14 protein-coding genes and 1 riboswitch are annotated in these 18,133 nt (G+C 40.8%); of the genes, 10 read left to right on the top strand and 4 right to left on the bottom strand.

What is annotated here, in order from left to right; all coding sequences use genetic code 11:
* Positions 1-197: 197 nt before the first annotated feature.
* The 5 genes from purR to FFM63_RS03440 all read left to right on the top strand — a co-directional run bounded on the left by purR (position 198) and on the right by FFM63_RS03440 (position 7,104).
* Complete coding sequence (purR, locus tag FFM63_RS03460; protein WP_137608936.1) at positions 198-1,016, top strand: pur operon repressor; 819 nt, start codon at positions 198-200, stop codon at positions 1,014-1,016.
* Positions 1,017-1,251: 235 nt separating this feature from the next.
* On the top strand, positions 1,252-2,619 hold the full coding sequence (gene glmU / locus FFM63_RS03455) for a bifunctional UDP-N-acetylglucosamine diphosphorylase/glucosamine-1-phosphate N-acetyltransferase GlmU (protein ID WP_137608935.1): 1,368 nt from the start codon (positions 1,252-1,254) through the stop codon (positions 2,617-2,619).
* 97 nt (positions 2,620-2,716) lie between these two features.
* On the top strand, positions 2,717-3,688 hold the full coding sequence (locus tag FFM63_RS03450; RefSeq protein WP_137608934.1) for a ribose-phosphate diphosphokinase: 972 nt from the start codon (positions 2,717-2,719) through the stop codon (positions 3,686-3,688).
* Between the two features lie 268 nt (positions 3,689-3,956).
* The gene (locus FFM63_RS03445; RefSeq protein WP_137608933.1) at positions 3,957-6,380 is read left to right on the top strand and encodes a hypothetical protein; all 2,424 of its coding nucleotides are present in this window, start codon (positions 3,957-3,959) and stop codon (positions 6,378-6,380) included.
* Between the two features lie 4 nt (positions 6,381-6,384).
* Entirely contained in the window at positions 6,385-7,104 is a 720-nt protein-coding gene (locus FFM63_RS03440) for an ABC transporter ATP-binding protein (RefSeq protein ID WP_137608932.1), read from the top strand.
* 832 nt (positions 7,105-7,936) lie between these two features.
* Here the strand turns inward: FFM63_RS03440 and FFM63_RS03435 are convergent.
* The 3 genes from FFM63_RS03435 to FFM63_RS03425 form a co-directional block, all read right to left on the bottom strand.
* A complete protein-coding gene (locus tag FFM63_RS03435) occupies positions 7,937-9,439 on the bottom strand; it encodes a helix-turn-helix domain-containing protein (protein ID WP_137608931.1) in 1,503 nt (500 codons plus the stop codon).
* 316 nt (positions 9,440-9,755) lie between these two features.
* Positions 9,756-10,499, bottom strand: a complete 744-nt coding sequence (locus FFM63_RS03430) for an amino acid ABC transporter ATP-binding protein (RefSeq protein ID WP_137608930.1) — start codon at positions 10,497-10,499, stop codon at positions 9,756-9,758.
* Between the two features lie 95 nt (positions 10,500-10,594).
* Complete coding sequence (locus tag FFM63_RS03425) at positions 10,595-12,190, bottom strand: ABC transporter permease subunit (protein WP_137608929.1); 1,596 nt, start codon at positions 12,188-12,190, stop codon at positions 10,595-10,597.
* A 123-nt stretch (positions 12,191-12,313) separates the two neighbouring features.
* Positions 12,314-12,487, bottom strand: a riboswitch (Lysine riboswitch).
* Between the two features lie 609 nt (positions 12,488-13,096).
* On the opposite strand from FFM63_RS03425, the gene FFM63_RS03420 reads away from it, so the two are divergent.
* From FFM63_RS03420 to FFM63_RS03400, 5 genes are all read left to right on the top strand, one after another.
* Positions 13,097-13,471 (top strand): HIRAN domain-containing protein, encoded by a 375-nt coding sequence (locus FFM63_RS03420; RefSeq protein ID WP_137608928.1) that lies wholly within the window; start codon positions 13,097-13,099, stop codon positions 13,469-13,471.
* Positions 13,472-13,649: 178 nt separating this feature from the next.
* On the top strand, positions 13,650-14,348 hold the full coding sequence (locus FFM63_RS03415; RefSeq protein WP_137608927.1) for an NAD-dependent protein deacylase: 699 nt from the start codon (positions 13,650-13,652) through the stop codon (positions 14,346-14,348).
* 60 nt (positions 14,349-14,408) lie between these two features.
* Positions 14,409-15,251: a chorismate mutase gene (locus FFM63_RS03410; RefSeq protein WP_137608926.1), complete on the top strand. Its 843-nt coding sequence runs from the start codon at positions 14,409-14,411 to the stop codon at positions 15,249-15,251.
* On the top strand, positions 15,244-15,771 hold the full coding sequence (locus FFM63_RS03405; RefSeq protein WP_137608925.1) for a transcription repressor NadR: 528 nt from the start codon (positions 15,244-15,246) through the stop codon (positions 15,769-15,771). The genes FFM63_RS03410 and FFM63_RS03405 overlap by 8 nt, the downstream gene beginning before the upstream one ends.
* 186 nt (positions 15,772-15,957) lie before the next feature.
* Complete coding sequence (locus tag FFM63_RS03400; protein ID WP_137608924.1) at positions 15,958-17,415, top strand: NAD-dependent succinate-semialdehyde dehydrogenase; 1,458 nt, start codon at positions 15,958-15,960, stop codon at positions 17,413-17,415.
* Between the two features lie 94 nt (positions 17,416-17,509).
* Here the strand turns inward: FFM63_RS03400 and def are convergent, their stop codons facing one another.
* A complete protein-coding gene (gene def / locus FFM63_RS03395) occupies positions 17,510-18,073 on the bottom strand; it encodes a peptide deformylase (protein WP_137608923.1) in 564 nt (187 codons plus the stop codon).
* Between the last annotated feature and the right edge of the window lie 60 nt (positions 18,074-18,133).

Here is an 18,133-nt window from a genome sequence, read left to right as displayed (position 1 = left end):
AAACTACGAACTTTTCAACTTAAAAATGAGAAAATGCTCGAATTTTGTCAACTAAACCCTTATAATGAGAAACGATAAATCAGAATGTGTTGTCACTGCCCTTTGCTCGCATGAGGAAAGCCATGACAGACGATGAAATCAAAATTATTTTTCGTGCTGAAAAATAATTATACTAAAATGAAATAGGAGTGAATTACGTGAAAGTGCGTCGAAGCGAACGATTGATCGACATGACACAATATTTATTGGATCATCCACATGACTTGATCCCATTGACTTTTTTTGCGGCCAGATATGATTCGGCGAAATCTTCAATCAGTGAAGATTTGGCCATTGTCAAGAAGACTTTCAGAGAACGGGGAACGGGATTTTTAGAAACGATTCCTGGGGCTGCCGGCGGTGTCGTTTTTACACCGAGTATTACGGACGAAGAGGCGCAAGAATATATCGAATCTTTAGCCGAACGTCTATCGGAGGAAGACCGTTTATTGCCAGGCGGGTATGTATATTTATCTGATATGTTAGGACAACCCGACTTATTACGTAAAGTTGGTCGGATCATTGCGGCTCAATATTTAGACAAAAAAGTTGATGCTGTTATGACGGTTGCAACGAAAGGTGTACCGATCGCCCAAGCCGTTTCTTATTATTTGAATGCGCCGTTTGTGATCGTTCGACGTGATTCTAAAATCACGGAAGGCTCAACAGTTAGTGTGAATTATGTTTCAGGCTCTTCTGAGCGAATCGAAAAAATGGAATTGTCAAAACGCAGCTTGAAACGCGGCTCAAAAGTCTTGATCGTGGATGACTTCATGAAAGGCGGCGGGACCGTCAACGGCATGAAGAGCTTGATTGAAGAATTTGAGGCAGAACTTGTAGGGATTACGGTCTTTGCTGAATCAAAGTTTAAAGGTGAACGTGCCATTGACGACTATAATTCATTATTATTTGTGCAAGATGTTGATACAAGCACAAAAACAATTACGGTTGTTCCTGGCAACTGCTTTGATAAATAGCTAAAAGAAATGCTAAGCTGGTTGGATTTTTTACAGAGAATCTGACCGGCTAGCCTTTTTTGCGTCAGGCTAGTAAAATGATAAAAGACAAAAGTAAATAATCATTAAATCGAAATAGGGTGCCAGTTCTACTTCGTACTTCTAGTACGTTAGTAGAAGGATATAGGGAATGAAAATCAGAGATAGTTTTTTTCGAAAAATTATTTCCACTAAATTGAAATAGGAGTGACTTCTTTTGGAAAATCGTTATGCGATTATTTTAGCAGCGGGTAAAGGGACCCGAATGAAATCAAAGTTATATAAAGTCTTGCATTCGGTTGCAGGAAAGCCGATGGTGGAACATATTATTGAACGAGTAATCGAGACGCAGCCGACGGAGATCGTAACGATTGTCGGTCATGGTGCGGAAATGGTCAAAGAGCAGTTGGGCGAGCGCAGCGAATATGCACTGCAAGCGGAACAATTAGGAACGGGGCATGCGGTCATGCAAGCCGCTGAATTTTTAAAAGGAAAAAAAGGAACGACCTTAGTTATCAGCGGAGATACACCGCTGCTCACAACGCAGACGTTGAACAATCTATTTGATTATCATCAAGGGAAAAAAGCGAGTGCGACGATCTTGACGGCTCATGCAGATGATCCAACCAGTTATGGCCGAATCTTACGTGACCATGTCGGCATCGTGAAAAAAATCGTCGAACAAAAAGACGCGACAGCCGAAGAAGCACGTGTACAAGAAATCAATACGGGAACGTATTGTTTTGATAATGAACAGTTATTTGCGGCGTTGGAAAAAATCGGCACGAACAATGCGCAAGGCGAATATTATTTAACGGATATCGTCGAGATTTTAAAAAATGAAGGGCAAACAGTTGCAGCCTATCAAACAGATGATTTTGAAGAATCAATCGGTGTGAACGACCGAATCGCTTTAGCTACGGCTAATGAGATCATGCGCCGCCGGATCAATCGCCAACATATGGTCAACGGTGTGACGTTTATTGATCCAGCAACGACGTATATTGATGCCGGCATCGAGATCGGTTCAGACACGATCATTGAACCAGGTGTACTGATCCAAGGAAATACCGTGATCGGTTCTGATTGTATCATCGGAGCTCATTCAAAAATTGTGGACAGCACGATTGAAGATGAAGTAGAGATCAAAGCGTCTGTTTTAGAAGAAGCTATCGTACGCAAAAATGCGGATGTTGGTCCGAATGCCCATTTACGTCCGCAAGCAGAAATCGGCGAAAATGCGCACATCGGTAATTATGTTGAAGTTAAAAAAGCGACGATTGGTGAAAACACTAAAGTCGGTCATTTAACTTACGTCGGGGATGCAACACTTGGCAAGGATATCAATGTCGGCTGCGGCGTTGTTTTTGTCAATTACGATGGCAAGAACAAACATCATACGACTGTGGGCGACCACGTTTTCATCGGTTCGGGAACAAATATTATCGCACCGGTCACGATCGCAGATAACAGCGTGACGGCAGCGGGTTCGACGATCACAGAAGATATTGCTGCTGGTGATATGGCGATCGCACGCGCGCGTCAAATAAATAAAGCCGGCTATGCCAGCCGTTTGCCATTCTAAGGGAAATCTCTTGATTTCTTAAATGGAAATGACTAGTATTTTATTTGAAATGGTATATAATCGATAACGTATGTTTAAAAAGAAAGTGGAGGTCCCCATGTCGAAACATTATTTTGATCCAAGATTGAAAATTTTTGCTTTGAATTCAAATCGTCACTTAGCTGAGAAAATTGCCGAAGAAGTTGGTGTTGAGCTAGGAAAAAGTTCAGTGAACCAATTTAGCGATGGTGAAATTCAAGTAAACATTGAAGAAAGTATTCGTGGCTGTCATGTCTATGTGGTTCAGTCAACAAGTAGTCCCGTAAATGATAATTTAATGGAACTTTTGATTATGATTGATGCTTTAAAACGGGCGAGTGCAAAAACAATCAACGTTGTAATGCCATATTACGGTTATGCCCGTCAGGATCGTAAAGCACGTGCACGGGAACCAATCACTGCTAAACTTGTTGCCAATATGATTGAAAAAGCTGGCGCAACACGTCTATTGACTTTAGATTTGCATGCTTCTCAAATTCAAGGATTTTTTGATATCCCTGTGGATCATTTAATGGGTGCACCATTAATCGCTAACTATTTCTTGGAAAAAGGAATTTACGGTGATGATGTTGTTGTCGTATCGCCTGACCATGGCGGCGTAACGCGCGCACGTAAATTGGCAGAATTTTTGAAAGCACCAATCGCGATCATCGACAAACGTCGTCCGAAAGCGAACGTTGCCGAAGTAATGAATATTATCGGAAAAGTCGATGGCAAAACTTGTGTCATCATCGATGATATGATCGATACAGCGGGTACGATCACACTAGCCGCAAATGCTTTGAAAGAAGCTGGCGCAAAACAAGTCTATGCTTCATGTACGCATCCTGTTTTATCTGGTCCAGCAATGCAGCGGATCCAAGATTCAGCGATCGAACATTTAGTTGTGACAGATTCGATCTACTTATCTAATGAACGTAAAATCGATAAAATCGACGAAATCAGTGTTGGTGAATTAATGGGTGATGCGATCAAGCGTATCCACGAAAACAAACCAGTTAGTCCATTATTTGAAACACCTAAAAAATAGTTCTATCCACTAGGTACTCCACGCGGGGTACCTATTTTTTTGTGAGTTGCTAATCCAACTTCTTGCAGTTTGTGAAGAGCTAAGTCAAATTTAGTCAGACCATGATTTATTTTAGTTGTTTCTTTGAATGGGTATGTCGGAAAAGTTATAAGTGTTCATTTCAATCCGTTGAAATTTTTTTACGGCTCAAAGGAATTTGAAGAAACGCTTTCAGAATGGTCGTCTTCTGCTATGATAATAAGTAGAAAAGATCATTGGGGTGGGTGTCATGCAAAAAAGAATGGACCGGATTTCGATCATCGCCGGTTATGGGATTTTAGCAATCACTGTGTTTCTTAAACTAATCGGCGGAAAAAATCAGTCGTTTAGTTTGATCGGTGTCTGGCTCGATAGTTTAATGAGCGGGGATTTTCTTGGTTTTTGGCAAACAGAATTTGCTGCCGGAATCGGTGTTTTAGTCGGTACAGGGATTTTTTTACTTTTGACCGTGCTCTATGTGTTCGATGCCGCACTTATCAAATTTCAGCGGAGAATTGGGTGGTTGCAATCATTTAAAACGGCTTGGTTGTATTTTACGATCTTTTTCTATCTAATTTTTATCCAGTTTTATTCCAGCAGTATTTGGCTGGGACTGATCTTGATCGTCTGTGCAGTAGAATTTCTTTTGAATCGGTATTTGGAAGATAAGATCGAACGTGATCGAAAGTATGCGAAGCTGCAGGAAAAAGAAAAAGCCTACAAAGCAGATCGCCAACGACGCTTAGCTTTTCCAGGCAACTATCCGCCGGAGTTTCATCAGATCATTCGCAAAAATTTTCGTTATTATCAGAAAAATTACTGGTTATTGATCTTTGCGAATGCTGTGACCTTTTTTGCGTTAGTCATCCTCTTTTTCACGTATCAAAAATTTAGTCACACGCACACGCAAGACGCAATTTTTGATAAGACCGGCCTTTTGCGGATCTTTATCGAATCTGGTGGAATCCTCTTATTGTTGTTTTTATTGTTTTTATCGTTTATGGATGGATTGTATATCGACTTTAAAGCAAAACAAATGAATTTATTTATTCAGTTAGGGATTCGCAAAAGAACTTTTTTGACCATGCTGCTGGAGGAATTTAGTTTTTGTGCGTTGGCCGGTGTTCTGCTTGGCGGGATACTTAGCTTATTGATCACTAAAGGGAGCGGTTTTGGTTGGGCATTGCTGTTGTATGCGGGGTTAGTAATTCTTGCGATGGCTTTCCATCAAGAAAAAATCGTGCGGCTACTTCAATTCAGCCCCCAAGCATCTGCAAAATCTGATCACCCAAATCAGCGTTTAACGCCGTGGTTTTTACTGATTGGTTTAATTGCATTAGCGATTACTTTCTGGTGGTTCGATCGGCGCAAGTCAACTGAGACAGTATTAGTGATCGGTCCGCTGATCATCGCCTTGTGGGGACTGTTTTTTGGTGTCGGAGGGCTTTACGTCAAACATAATCGCGGCAAACAAGCATTATTACTTTCCCGCACTGATTTGTTTTATCGTTTTCATAAAAGCATCAAGGTATTGATCTTAGCTGCTTTGTTGCAAGTTTTAGCAACTGGGTTCTTCTTGCCGCGTTTAGTGACTTTTCAGTTGACCACAGCCGCGGAGTTATTTCCCTATGAATTAGTGGCCAAAGTCAAACGACCCGAAGTCCAGCAAGTTGAAACTGTCCTGGATCGTGCCGAGGTTTCGTGGGAAAAATATCCTTTCTTTCCTGTAACGTCGGTTGATGGTGATTCTGAATGGGAAGTTTTTGGAACGGTGCGGCCGGTGATGTTTATCCAAGGTCAGCATATTGGAATATCTGAATCAACGTATCAACAATTACGGCAGGCAAAGCATTTGGATAAGCGACCTTTAAATTTGAAAAAAGGGCAATGGCATGTTGTTTACCAACAAGCAATCAGTATCCGCGGGCAGCCGATCGATTGGGATCCGCAAAGTATACGTCCACGTCTGCGAGTCGGGACGCCGCTGGAACAGTATAATACAACAAATGTCGATTTGATTTTTCCAATGCGTCAGATCAAAAGTCAAGAACGTTTGATCTTGACGGGAATGTTCCAACGCGGATTGCAAGAGAATATCCTAGTCTTTTCCGATGAGGAATTCGGCGGATTGGTTCAAGAAAAACAGCCCAACCAATTATTTTTGATTGACGGTGATAAAAAACTGGCGACGTCGCTGACCTTTTTGCAGAAAAAATATGAAGATGATCAGCGTTGGGATACGACGATCAAGCCTGTGTATGAAAGAAGCCAGCGGAGAAATAATGTGGTCACTGAAAATCAGCTGCAAGTCTTGCTGTTAATTTTTACATTAGTTGTTTGTGTCTTTATGAATGCGGGGATCTTAATAGCGAAATTTGAAAGTGAACAGCGCAGTTTGATAGCACAAAGGAAGTTATTAGATCAACTAGGGATGCGGCAAAAAGAACAGCATAGGGTGTTGAAGCAACAAGTGAATCTTTTTATCTGTGTACCGATCATCAGCGGTCTGTTATTGAGTCTTGGGTTTATTGGGATCATGGGGCATTTGCGTTTCTTTTCAATCACAGACTGGCAGCAATTTAGCCGCGTCTTTTTGCTAGATTACGCGCTCTACTCGGTGGGCTGGAAACTCATCGCTCATTTTATTTATCGCAGAATTAAAAAGTGGAGGTAAGTAAATGAATTCAATCATCAAAGCTTCAGCAATCACTAAAACATACAATCAGCAAGAAGTATTGAAGGGACTGGACCTGACGATCGAAGCGGGTGATTTCACTTGTATTATGGGGCGTTCTGGCTGCGGCAAAACAACGTTGTTAAAGATCTTAGGTCTGATGCAACCGCCGACTGCCGGAGAAGTCTTATTTGAAGACAGACCGGTCCAAGAACTTTTTCCCGATGAGATCTCCGACATTCGCAGACAAAAAATCGGTTTCGTCTTTCAAGATTTCAACTTGATGGAAAGTATCACTGTACGGGAAAATATTCTTTTGCCAGCGATCCTAGATAAGCAAGCAACCGAAAAAGCGCTAGTGCGAATGGAACCTTTTTTCAAAGTGTTGCGAATTGAACATTTGATGGATAAGCTGCCGCATGAGTTGTCCGTAGGTGAAAAACAGCGGGCAGCGATTTGTCGAGCGTTGATGAATGAGCCGCAGATCATTTTTGCAGATGAACCGACAGGGAATTTAGACAGCAATGCAGGAGCCGAAGTAATCAAAATTTTTCAGCAGATCAATCAAGAATTAGGCATTACTATCGTGATGATTACCCATGACAGCAAGGTTGCACAAGCCGCTCGTGAAGTCATCTTCTTAAAAGATGGCCAAATCTATGATCGGTTGAAAAATTTTGTTGGTTCGGAAGCTCAGATCGCAGAAAAAATGTTGGAAGTCTGATTGAATAGTCAAACAAGCGGTTGTAGAAGTGAATGACTTTAAGAAATAAGCCGGAATTTGCGAGAATTCCTTTTCAAATTTTTGTGAAATTTTTGGCTGATATTTGAAGAATGGAACACCATTTATTCAAAAAAGGCTATGACAAAATTTTTGTCATAGCCTTTTTAAGATTTATCGACAAAAAAAGAGCTCATCGGTGGGTGGCCGATGAGCAAAGGAGTTAAAAAATGAAAAAGTGTTAGGGTTGTTTGTTGGTATGCTTATATAATAGCAACTAATTATGAATTATTTGTGAACGAAGTTTGTCAAAAAAATTAAAAATTATTAAAGAAAATGCAATTTAATCGCGTGAGCCTGTTAAATAAAAAAAGAGCTCATCGGTGGGTGGCCGACGAGCAAAGGAGTTAAAAATGAAAAAGTGTTAGGGTTGTTTGTTGGTATGTCTATATAATAGCAACTAGTTGTGAATTATTTGTGAATGAAGTTTGCCATAAAAATAAAATAATTTTAAAGAAAATGGAAGATATTTTAACTGATGAGCGGACAAAAAAAGAACCCATCGGTGGGTGGCCGATGAGTAGAGGAGTTAAAAAATGAAAAAGTGTTAGGGTTGTTTGTTGGTATGTCTATATAATAGCAACTAGTTATGAATAAAATGTGATGAAAAAATAGCGAAACTATTAATTCTCAAAAACTATGCCGGCAGAGCCTTTAAAAACAACAATCTGCTTTTAATGCTGGAAAAAAGACAGGATTTGATCAAAAAAAAGAGTGTGACAAAAATCTTGTCACACCCGTCTCTTATTCATAAAGCTGCCGACTGCTGCAATCTTTATTCGTAGACCCGATTTTTTTTATCGTAAATGCTGCGCAGATCCAAATACAAGGAGATAAGTTCGGCCTTTGTATAAGGAAAGTCCAATTGATACAATGGAATATTGGGTTTTTCTTTTTTCAACAGCGATGAAGTACTGATAATCAAATCATAATCATCCTTCAAGGAAATATCATACGGCTCCGCATCGACAAAGCGCAAATCTTCTAAAAAGCGATACAATTCGCGGACAAAGATAGCGTTGTGTTCTAAAGCGATCCCGATTTTTAGATTATGGGTGTAAGGAAACTGGTTGAAATACGGCAATAGCAATCGTTTGAACGCCCGTGTAATCAATGGATGAACGGAGCTGATAAAGCTGTAAGACGGATTGTCTTTTGCCATTTGGATAAAGTTTTGGATATTTTGGAACAAAATATATTCTCCGCGCGTTTGTTTCTCGTTTGGATCCATTACTAAATCAATGATATTTGGAAACGGCTGCCGGAAAATAAAGTAGCCGAAAGTGATATTCAGTAAATTGGCGATGACCAATGGATCGTCCATTATTTCGGTTCGATCGGGAAACAATGCTTTTTTCGCAAAATTACGGAACTCCATGACAAAGTCGTTCACGGGGTTTTGTCTAGCATCAAAATCATGCAATGCTTGTTTTAAACTTTGGTCCTCGCGAATTGTATAGAACGGCGCAAAATGTGCTAAGAAATAAATAAAGCTAGCTTCGCCTTTCAACTGACGCGTTGTCATCGGAACATCGATCAGCTCACGCAATGACGTAAAATCATAATACGAATTGTCCTTCATCAAGAAATTATAGCGCGGATCGTATTTGACAAACTTTTTATTTTTGATGCGGATCAAATCGATAGCAGCGAATAATCTGAGTTCTTGCGTACCAAAATAGGTCCGTGACAACGGAAAATAATCTTTATAACTGTCGACTAGCCGATTTAATTGATGCGGCTCAACGTTCACCGGACATTCAATCCCGCGGGTTCCAAGCCATAAAAGATCAAATAAAGCTAACCGGATCAAGCGTTCATCACCAGACATCCCAGCTTCGGTATAAGTAAAACGAATATTGAAACGTTTTAAATGTTTTTTTAGTTTATCGATCTTACGGGAAACGGTGGAGCGGCTCACAAAGTATTTCTCACAAAATTGTTCAATCGTAGGTTCTTCTTCATTCAAGAAATATAAAATAAATTGAAAAGGCACCGCTTGTTGCAGCAGGTGATAGCGGTACTCATCAATTGAAGCGTTCAGATTTTCCAGATTTACTTTCCCTGCCCGCATCATGATCGATTCATAATTTGGCCGGATTTCTGCTAATTCTTGATCTATTTCATTTAATTCGATAACGCTTTGTTGATAATTTAAATCTAAGTCTTCTGACAATTGGCTGATCGCCAAAACTTTTTTAGTCGATTGGTTCAAGTATTTAAAGATACTAAAACGTAAGAGGAGCGACGTATCAAACATAAGTTCCTCGTATAACATCTTTTTTCCCCCTTTATTAAATAAGGTTATTAATCTGAATTTTTTTAAGCATATTCTCTTATATTGTACTTTATTTACATAAACCTGTCAGTTATTAATTGATAAAGAGCGGGTAAAATTATACAGGAAAAAATAAATTTCATGTTCTTCTAAGAAAGAAAGCAAAAAACGACCAGATTGCGATTGACAGCGTTTCTAAATAGAGAAGTTGTGTTCATTTTTCTGTTTTTTATACAAGTTATTTGAACACTCACGGGTGTTATTGTTGTATATTATTAAAAAAACGCGACAGAAGGAATTTCTGTCGCGTTTTTTTTTAAGGTTGCGGATGCAATACTCGATGTAAGAATTCTTTGGTTCGAGCTTCTTTTGGATGAACAAAGATGTCTTCTGAGCTGCCTTCTTCGGCAATGACGCCTTTATCCATGAAGATCACCCGATCAGAAACTTCTTTGGCAAAAGCCATTTCGTGGGTAACGATCACCATCGTCAAGCCGCTTTCTGCTAATTTTTTCATGATCTGCAACACATCGCCGACCATTTCTGGATCAAGCGCAGAAGTCGGTTCATCAAACAACATTACTTCCGGATTCATCGATAACGCACGTGCAATCGCGACCCGTTGTTTTTGTCCGCCGGAAAGTTGTGCTGGTTTGGCATCGATAAAACGATCCATGCCAACTTTTTCCAAGTTTTCCAATGCGATTTTTTTGGCTTCTGCTTCTTTTCTGCCTAAGACAGTCATTTGCCCGCTCGTACAGTTTTGCAAAACATTCATATTGTTGAAGAGATTGAATGATTGGAAAACCATTCCTAAATGCGTCCGGTATTTTGGCAAGTTATAACCGGGGGTCAAAACATTTTCTCCTTGGTACATGATTTTTCCGTCAGTCGGTGTCTCCAATAAATTAATACACCGCAGCAGCGTCGATTTACCAGAACCGGATGCACCGATGATGGTCACGACTTCTCCTTTGTTGACGTTCATGCTGATATCTTTTAAGACGAGATTATCGCCGAAACTTTTTTTCAAATGTTCAATTTCAATGATACTGCTCATAATGATCCTCCTTATTCGATTCAAAATCATTTTCGCTGAAACTTCAGCCGTTCGCTAAATCCAAAGCAACATTTACCAATTAAAATGGACGAGAATTAGTTGTCTTCAACTGCTGTGTCAACATCATCTAAACGAACATAAGCTGAAGGACCATCCATCTTCTTCTCAACTGCCCGCAAAATACGAGAAGCTGTGAACGTTAAGACGAAGTAAATCACACAAATGATGAAGTATGTTTGGAAGAACATGTAGTTGGTTCCTGCTGCTGATTTACCTTGGAAGAATAATTCAGAAACAGAGATGATACTCAATACGGAAGTATCTTTGATATTGATGATCAATTCATTCCCGGTCGCCGGTAAGATATTACGCAATACTTGCGGCAACACGACTTTGCGCATTGTTTGGCCATGAGTCATACCGATTGCATGAGCGGCTTCGAATTGTCCTTGATCCACAGCGAAGATCCCGCCGCGGACGATCTCAGACATATAGGCACCCGTATTAATAGAAACAATGAATAAAGCGGCCGCTATCCGATTCAAATCGATCCCAAAAGCCATCGCGATCCCGTAGTAGATAACCGCTGATTGAACGATCATCGGTGTTCCGCGGAAAATTTCGATATAGGCATTCAACAACCAGCCGAAGACTTTTTGCAGTCCGCGTTTTGTGCGGTTTGCTGATTCGGGAATTGTCCGAAAGACGCCGACTAATAATCCAATCAATGTTCCGACGGTCGTACCAACAATCGCCAACAATAAAGTTACACCGGTCCCACGCAAGAACATCGAACCATTTTGTTTCAAGATACGGACAAAAACATTTTCTTTTTTGCCAGACGAGCTTTCTGTTTCATCTGCTGCTGGTTGATCTTTGATTGCTTGGTCCATGATGTCGACCCGATCATCTTGTGAAATCCCAGCTAAAATTTGGTTTACTTGTGCGATGTCAGTATCGCCTTTGCGCATACCGACTGAAACTTGAACATCTTCTGGATTTGTTTGGAAGCCGTTTGCTTCATCGAATTCCACCATTTTTAAATCTGGGTTGACACTTTCAGCCGTTACGCCTTCAGGTCGTTCGCTGACATAACCATCGATCGTACCAGATTCTAAAGCGACCCGCATTGCTGGAAAATTATCCATGGCACTTTGTTTTTCCACATCAGGGATCTGCGGGATCACATCATAATGAAACGTACTTAATTGTGCGGTGATTTTTGCACCGGCGAAATCTTTAATAGAAGTAGCTTTCGCATAACTTGTATCTTTGCGTGTAACGATAACTAGTTGTGATTCATAATAAGGATCAGAAAAATCAACTTCTTTGCGTCGTTCAGCAGTTGGCGACATCCCGGCGATGATAGCGTCGATTTTGCCTGATTGCAAAGCAGGCAGCAAACCGTCCCATTCAGTTTTGACTACGACTAGTTCACGATTCATCTTCTCGGCGATCTTTTTCGCCATTTGGACATCGTAGCCGCCGGCATACGCTTTGTCTCCTTGGATCGGCACAGCGCCATTTCGATCATCTTTTTGCGTCCAGTTGAACGGCGCATAGCCAGCCTCCATCCCAACGCGCAATTCTCCATCAGGTGTTTTTTCGTCAGCCTGTGTGATCAGCGGTGCACCTAAAAATGCGACAAACAATGCGACAAGTGCGATAACTGAAAATTTTCTTTTATTCATAATTTCTCCCTTTCTTGAAATAACGAGATTGGGTAAGGATGATTTTGAAAATCTGCAACAAAAAAAGCCGCCGATTGAATATAAGGCCGCTTGCAGATAATAAGAAGATGGTGTCCCCTCTCACAAAAACATAGCGCAACTTAGCATCACTGCTAAGACAGTCCGCAAGTTATTTGCTTGCGTCCCAACATACAGAACAAAGAGAATCCTGCATATTTCGGCGAAACTTCCTAGACCTATCTCAACGTGTCTCTACACTCCATAGGGTTAATAAGGTTCGCGACCTCTACCTCATTGTACTGAGGCATCTCGTATTCAGTTATTATGTTTCACAGTCTAAAGGCAAAAAATGAAAAAGTCAATGGAAACCAGTTGAAATGGATAAAAACGGACCCGAAATTTTAATTTAGCAATTAGGGTTATACGCAAACTAAAAAAATCCATTGAAAAATCTGCGAAATAGACAAGATTCTTCAAAAATAGTCAGTTAAACACAAAAATATAAACGATTCTGCAAGCAGAGCACGATCTGAGAATTGGAAAAATGGTATAATTTTTCTAGCGAGTTTCTTTGGAAAAAGGACGAAGACACTCTTTTTTCAACTAAAAAGAGACTAGAAGAACAAAATGATCTAAGAAAAGATGAGGTGAGTTGAATGGAAAACAAAGAGCGTGAAGCATTTGTAAAAGCACTTGAAAAATCTGCGAAATAGACAAGATTCTTCAAAAATAGTCAGTTAAACACAAAAATATAAACGATTCTGCAAGCAGAGCACGATCTGAGAATTGGAAAAATGGTATAATTTTTCTAGCGAGTTTCTTTGGAAAAAGGACGAAGACACTCTTTTTTCAACTAAAAAGAGACTAGAAGAACAAAATGATCTAAGAAAAGATGAGGTGAGTTGAATGGAAAACAAAGAGCGTGAAGCATTTGTAAAAGCACTCAAGCAACATTCTTATGAAAAGAGCCGCCACTTTATGGATTTTCATATAGCGGGATTTGCTTATTATGAAGGAATCGATGTTATCGAGGAATTGACTTTGGGCAAACCGGTCAGCCTCGTAGCGGAACCTGATAACCCTTATGATCCGGAAGCTGTAGCAATTTACTATCAAGACCAAAAAATAGGCTATGTCCCGAAAGATAAAAATGAGTATTTAAGCAAGTTCCTTTATTTTGGGCACGGTGAGATTTTCGAAGCCAAAATTCAATATATCAATAAAGAAACTCATCCTGAAAGACAATTTCGTGTGGTGGTAAAAATAGCGGACAATCGCTAAATAATTATTTATTAGATTGAGGGAGTGCGACAAGAATTTTGTCACACTCTTTTTTTCAATAAAGGATGTTCTAGCCGCTTCGGAAATCAGCCGAAATTTTTTGAAGCGGATCACTTCAGCTGCAACCTTTTTTTATTTTCCCACTTTTTATACTATACTTATTTGTGAGGTGACAAAAATGGAAATTACGATCGATCAAGCGGTAGAGATGATTCAGCAAAGTAAGGCGATCACATTTTTAACAGGGGCAGGTGTCTCGACGCCTTCAGGGGTGCCGGATTATCGTTCATTGCAAGGAGTGTATCATGGTTTGGAAGCACCGGAGTATTTATTGAGTAAGGAATGTTTGCTGCGGGAACCGGAGAAGTTTTATGGTTTTGTGAAACATTTGTATCATGAAGAGGCGCAACCCAACGTCATTCATCAAGCGATGGCGCGGTTGGAAAAAACGAAAAAAACTTGGATCGTCTCACAAAATATTGATGGCTTGCATGAAGCAGCTGGAAGTCAGCGGCTGGTGAATTTTCACGGGTCGCTTTATGATTGTTATTGTCAAAAATGTCATCAGGCGGTGGCTTGGCAAGATTATTTAAAGTCGGATTCGCACAAAGATTGCGGCGGGCAGATTCGGCCGAATATCGTTTTGTACGGTGAAGGATTTGAAGAGTCGGTTATTCAGCAAGCAATAAGAGCGGTCAAAGAAGCAGAGTTGGTCGTAATTGTCGGAACGAGCTTCCAAGTTCATCCATTTTGTGATTTAATTTATGAAAAACGTGGAACGGCAAACGTTTTGGTGATCAATCAAACGCCGATCCAATTAGCAGGTGAATACAATTTTGTCCAAGCAAATGGCGTGGCGGTGTTTGAAAAACTGTAAACTACCGGCGGCGTTGCAGACGCAAGCTATTCGCTGAAAATACTAACTAGGAGGCACGTAATGGAGCTGACTGAAAAAGAAAAAATGGTTGCTGGTAAATTATATTTTGCAGGTGATCCTGAATTAATCGCTGATCGAAAAGATGCGCGTGTTAAATTGCATGCGATCAATCACGAACAAGATAAGAAAAAACGGGAAGCCTTTGTAAAATCAGCTTTCGGCGGAACGAAAAAGCATGTGTATGTGGAACCTTCGATTTCGTTTGACTATGGCTACAATATTTTTGTAGGAGAGAACTTCTATTGCAACTTCCATAATATCTTTTTAGATTCTTGTCCGATCATAATCGGTGACAATTGTATGTTTGGTCCGAATGTTCAATTATATACGGCCAGTCATCCGATCGAACCTGTAAAGCGCAACAGCGGATTGGAACTAGGAAAACCCATCAAAATCGGCAACAATGTTTGGATTGGTGGCTCGGCAGTGATTGTTCCCGGCGTCACGCTAGGCGACAATGTAGTCGTAGCTGCAGGGGCAGTCGTGACCAAATCATTTCCAAACAATGTCGTGGTCGGCGGAAATCCTGCACAGATCATCCAAACGATTGAGGAAGAACCTGAAAAAGATGCGTTGCTCCAAGCACGGGAAAAGATCGATCATATCGACCGCGAGATCGTAGCGTTGTTAGAAAAACGGATGTCGGCAGTCAGTGAGGTTGTTGCTTACAAAGCACAGACCAAAAAAGCTGTCTTAGACACTAGCCGTGAAGAAACAGTTTTGAAAAATGTCGCGGATTTGGTACAAGATGAAAAGTATCGTGAGACGATCGTTGAGACCTTCAAAGATATTATGAAGCAGTCGCGAAACTATCAAGGAGGGCGGTTGAAACAAGATGATTGATGGTGATCAGCGGAAAGCCGCTATTTTAGCCGCCTTGCAGCAGGCAACAAAACCGATCAGTGCGACAAATTTTGCGAAAAAATTTGGTGTGAGCCGTCAAATCGTTGTCGGCGACGTGGCGTTGTTGCGAGCATCCGGCGCGACGATCATCGCCACTGCACGCGGGTATTTGCTGGAACGTGAATCTGAAAAATTGATCAGCAAACTGGCAGTTCAACACACCCCTGAACAAACGGAAGAAGAATTGCGGACAATCATCGAGCATGGCGGTGAAGTCATCGATGTGGTAGTGGAGCATCCTTTATATGGTGAATTAGTCGGCGGTCTGCATTTGGCGACACCGCAAGACGTTGATACTTTTATCAAAGAAGCGGACAGTTTAGGCGTGACACTTTTATCGGAACTGACAGCAGGAATCCATCTGCACACGATCGCTTATGAATCATTAGAGGATCTGGCAAAGATCAAACAGGCACTTTCGGAAAAAGGTATTTTATATGAAGAGAACCGTCACGCGTAAACGTGACGGTTCTTTTTTTTTTTTGAAAAAATGACGACTGCATATTTGTGTAAGCGGATTTTTTGGCGCTGATTTTTGTTCATGGTAGGGTAGTAATAAGGAAAGAAAACTTCAATTCTGTTGTAAAAGTTAATGAAAGAATTTTTCTAGAAAATGAATTTCCTAGGAAACAGGAGGAGATGGACGATGGACAACCGTAATTTACCAAAAGTTGAAACACATCTGTATATTGATGGTAAGTGGGTCGAAGGATCCGAAGAGCCAGTCGCAGTCACTAATCCAGCAACGGGTGAGGCTTTAGAAAAGATTCAGCAAGGCGGTGTAGCAGAAACAAAACAGGCAATTCAAGCGGCCAAGCGCAGTTTTTCTACTTGGTCCAAAACATCCCCTAAAAAGCGCGCGGAACTGATGAACAAGGTTGCAGATCTGATTGAAGAAGATACCGAACGATTAGCTAAAATCATGACGATGGAACAAGGAAAGCCTTTGTCGCAAGCAAAGAGTGAAATTCAAACAGATGTTGAGAACATGCGCTGGAATGCTTCAGAAGGACAACGGTTAGTCGGCGAGATTATTCCGTCACCAGACACGAATCTTTGGCAAGTTCGTAAACAGCCAGTGGGGGTCGTCGGAGCAATCACACCATGGAATTTTCCTTCAAATATGATCATCCGAAAAATTTCTCCAGCAATCGCCGCCGGTTGTACAGTTGTTTTGAAGCCGTCAAGCGAGACACCGTTGTCAGCGTTAGCCTTGATGGAGTTGTTTCATAAGGCAGAATTTCCCGCGGGTGTTGTAAATATCGTCCTAGGTGAATCTGGTCCAATTGGCGAAACTTTATCTGAATCAGAAGATGTCCAAAAAATCACATTCACTGGATCAACGGAGATTGGGAAAAAATTAAGTGAACAGGCGGCACCTAGTTTAAAAAAAGTTTCACTGGAACTAGGTGGCCATGCACCGTACATTATTTTTCCAGATGCCGACTTAGAGCTGGCGGTCAAGACACTGATCAAGACTAAATTTATTAACAATGGTCAGGTATGTACGTCGCCAAATCGAATTTTTATCCATAAAGATGTCAAAGCAGAAGTCACGAAAATGATCCTCAAAGCGATGGAAGAGGTGACTGTGGGGAATGGATTGGATGATCCTACCGTAGGACCGCTGATTAACCAAGCAGGACTTGAAAAAGTTGAAGAGCAACTTGAAGATGCTCAGAAAAAAGGCGGGAAAATATTATTCGGCGGAAAAAAATTGGAAGAAGGGAACTATGCAAAAGGTTATTTCTTTGAACCAACGGTCGTAGACAATGTCACACCAGAGATGTCGATTTATTATAATGAAACATTTGGTCCGGTCATACCATTGATTTCCTTCGATGAAGAAGAGGCGGTCATCACAGCGGCCAACGATACCCCATTTGGGTTAGCCAGCTATTTCTTTACCCAAAGTATTCAGACTATTGATAATGTCAGCAAAAAATTGGCTTATGGGATGGTAGGGGTCAATGATACTAGTATTTCTCATTCTGCGACCCCGTTTGGCGGAGTGAAGCATTCAGGCTTTGGTCGTGAAAATGGCACATACGGGGTAGAAGAATATATAGATGTGAAGTTCATCAATATTCGTACTGCGAAATAAACACAAAAAAATTCTCAGGAGTAATGAACCGACCCCAAAAGATTAGATTTTTGGTCTAACTTTTTGGGGGTCACTACATAATTCCTGAGAATTTTTATTCGATGACTAAAACGCCGTCTTTCAACTGTAATGGATTTTTCTCATCGATATGATCGTAAAACATGATGCCGTTGATATGATCAATCTCGTGTTGTACGACGATCGCTTCATAGTTTTTTAAGCGGATCTTGTGTTTTTCGCCTGCTTCATCAAAATAAGAAACAGTGATTCGTGCCGCACGAACAACGTAGCCTGGTACTTCACGATCAACGGATAAACAGCCTTCACCTTCACCTAAGCAAGCTTCTTGGACTGAATGGCTTAAGATTTTTGGATTGTACATCACCGTACTGAGTCCATTTTCTGGTTTCTCTGGATCCATACTTGGAACGTGGACCGCGATGATCCGTTTTGAAATATCTAATTGGGGAGCTGCCAGTCCAACACCGCCGCGCAAATGCAATTCTTCTGATTTTACGGGATCCTGACTATTTTTAAGAAATTGCAGCATTTCTTTTCCAAGCTCTACTTCTTCAGCAGCTGGAGGAAGCGGGACTTCTTTGGCAACTGCCCGCAAGGTTGGATGGCCTTCCCGAATAATATCATCCATTGTAATCAATAAAAAGTCTCCTCTCAGACATGATTTCATCACGTTAGTTTAACACAAAAAGTAAGTAAG

This window comes from Enterococcus pingfangensis (assembly GCF_005405205.1).
Lineage (GTDB): Bacteria > Bacillota > Bacilli > Lactobacillales > Enterococcaceae > Enterococcus_A > Enterococcus_A pingfangensis.
The sequence above is the reverse complement of the archived record's forward strand: the minus strand, read 5'-3'. Positions and strand labels throughout refer to the sequence as shown.